Raw genomic sequence first — 2,625 nt, 5'->3', positions numbered from 1 at the left:
CCTCGGGACTGGTGCGCGACGGTGACCTTGGACCGGGCTACGGGGCTGGGGTGGGCGGGGGGTTACGTCGGCTCCGGGGTTGCCACGACCAACCTCGCGGCTCGGACGTTGCGGGATCTGGTTCGGCTGGACTCCGGGCAGGGTGGCGCCACTGATCTCACGGGCCTTCCGTGGGTCGACCACAAGGTGCGGAAGTGGGAGCCGGAGCCGTTTCGTTGGCTGGGGGTGCAGGGGATGTACGCGACCTATCGCGCGGCGGACCGGCGTGAACTCGTCGGGCATGGGGCGGAGTCTTCGCGGTTGGCGCGGATCGCCGATCGGGTGGCCGGGCGGCACTGAGAGGTGCGGGTGCGTCGTGGTTCGCCCTGCGTCGGGTGTGGGTCGGTGCCGTGTCGGGGGGTGTCCGTCCTCGGAACGGCGCGGAATCGGTCACTCAAGATCGGGGGCGCGTTGACGCGCCAACCGCTGCGGGCGGACACCCCCCGACACGTCACCTTCGCGCCGTACGCGGGTGATCAGGTCACCTGCTGCGGCTCGTTCGCCGGTGCCGGTGCGTTGTGCTTCGGTGCTCCTGCTGTGACCATCAGGCCCGCCACCAGGCCTGCCGTGAGCATGACGGCTACGGCCCACCAGATGGCGACCGTGTAGCCGTGGACGATGCCCTTGCTGGTGATCAGGGCTTTCTCGGCCGGGGTGTGGAGGTGGGCGGCGATGTAGGCCGTGCTGCTGGTGGTGGCGATCGTGTTGAGCAACGCTGTGCCGATCGAACCGCCCACCTGCTGCGAGGTGTTGACGGTCGCGGACGTCACGCCCGAGTCCTGGGGGGCCACGCCCGCGGTGGCTGTGGCGAAGACCGGCATGAAGATCAGGCCCATGCCGAGGCCCATCAGGATCAGGCCGGGGAGGAGTTCGGTCGCGTAGTCCGACGTGACCGTCAGGCGGGTGAAGAAGGACATGCCTCCTGCGGCCAGGATCGCGCCCGGCACCATCAGGGTGCGCGGTGGTACGTGGTGCATCAGGCGGGCGGATATCTGGGTCGAGCCGATGATGATCGCGACCGTGAGGGGGAGGAAGGCCATGCCCGTTTTCACGGGGGAGTAGTCGAGGATGACCTGGAGGTAGTAGGTCATGAAGAGGAACATGCCGAACATGCCGATCACGGCGAGGGCCATGGTGAGGAAGCAGCCGGCCCGGTTGCGGTCCTTGACTATGTGGAGGGGGAGGAGGGGGCTGGGGGCCCTCGTCTGCCACCAGACGAAGGTCACGAGGAGCACCACACCGGCCGCGAACAGGGTCAGGACCCTGGCGTCCGTCCAGCCTCGGGGTTCTGCCTCGCTGAAGCCGTAGACGATCGCGACCAGGCCGCCGCAGCCGAGTATGACGCCGGGTACGTCGAGGCGGGCGCCGGTGTTTCCCGGGCGGTCGTGGAGGAGGGCGACGGCGCCGAAGACGGCGACGACCGCGATGGGGATGTTGACGTAGAGGCACCAGCGCCAGTTCAGGTACTCGGTGAGCAGGCCGCCCGCTATGAAGCCGATCGCCGAACCGCTGCCCGCGAGTGCGCCGTAGATCCCGAAGGCCTTTCCGCGTTCCTTCGGGTCGGTGAAGGTCGTGGTGAGGAGGGAGAGGGCGGAGGGGGCCAGTACGGCGGCGAAGACGCCCTGGAGGGCGCGGGCGCCGAAGAGCATGCCCGAGGTCGTGGCCGCGCCGCCCAGTGCGGAGGCGCCCGCGAAGCCGATCAGGCCGATGATGAACGTCCGCTTGCGGCCCACGAGGTCGGCTATTCGGCCGCCGAGCAGGAGCAGGCCGCCGAAGGCGAGGGTGTAGGCGGTGATGACCCACTGGCGGTTGCCGTCGGACATGCCCAGGTCACGCTGTGCGGAGGGGAGCGCGATGTTCACGATGAATCGGTATGTATTGCATCCGCGGGTGGGGGCTCGGGTGGGTGCTTGGGGGTGGTCATGGTTCCAACACCACCTTTCCGGTCGTCTGGCGGGTCTCCAGTGCCTGGTGTGCTTCTGCTGCGGCGGACAGGGGGAAACGTTCGATCGCTGGTACCAGTCGGGACTCGGCCGCCTCGGTGAGGGCCCGTAGTTCGAGGGTGCGGATGGGGCTCGGGCCGCCGGCCTTCTGCATCATCGCGGGGCCCAGGACTTGTACGGATGTCCCTTCGAGGGCGTACGGCTCTCCGCTCGACCAGCCGAAGACGATGTGTCGGCCGGTGGGGCCGAGCAGGGCTGTCGCCTCGCGGGCGACCGTGCCGCCCACTCCGTCGAAGACGGTCGTCGCGTGACGGCCGTCGAGCCAGGCTTTTACCTTTTGCGGCCACTCCGGGTCCGTGTAGTCGACCGCCAGGTGGGCGCCGTTCGCCCTGGTGAGCGCTGTTTTCTCGGGGCCGCCCGCGAGGCCGATCACTGTGGCGCCGGCGTGTCTGGCGTACTGGACCAGGAGGGTGCCCAGGCCTCCGGCGGCTGCCGGGACGATGACCACGGAGTCCGGGCCCAGCTCGCTGAACTGCACGATTCCCATGGCCGTACGGCCTGTTCCGATCATGGCCACTGCCTGGGCGAAGTCCAGGTTCCCGGGGATCTCGTGCACCCGGTCGACGTCGACCACGGCCGACTC

Annotated in this window: 2 protein-coding genes and 1 pseudogene; 1 reads left to right on the top strand and 2 read right to left on the bottom strand. The window is 69.1% G+C overall.

What is annotated here, in order from left to right; translation table 11 throughout:
* A pseudogene (locus JHN45_RS53870) lies at positions 1-339 on the top strand (FAD-dependent oxidoreductase); the annotation flags it as partial.
* Between the two features lie 176 nt (positions 340-515).
* On the opposite strand, the gene JHN45_RS51860 reads toward JHN45_RS53870, so the two are convergent.
* Positions 516-1,904 carry an MFS transporter gene (locus tag JHN45_RS51860; RefSeq protein WP_201056478.1) on the bottom strand — a complete coding sequence of 463 codons (1,389 nt, stop codon included), beginning with the start codon at positions 1,902-1,904 and terminating at the stop codon, positions 516-518.
* A 55-nt stretch (positions 1,905-1,959) separates the two neighbouring features.
* Positions 1,960-2,625, bottom strand: a 666-nt coding sequence (locus JHN45_RS51855; protein WP_201056476.1) for a zinc-binding dehydrogenase, incomplete at its 5' end; no start/stop codon positions are given.

Source organism: Streptomyces sp. MBT53 (assembly GCF_016654115.1).
Taxonomy (GTDB): domain Bacteria; phylum Actinomycetota; class Actinomycetes; order Streptomycetales; family Streptomycetaceae; genus Streptomyces.
This window is presented reverse-complemented; position numbering and strand designations above follow the sequence as displayed.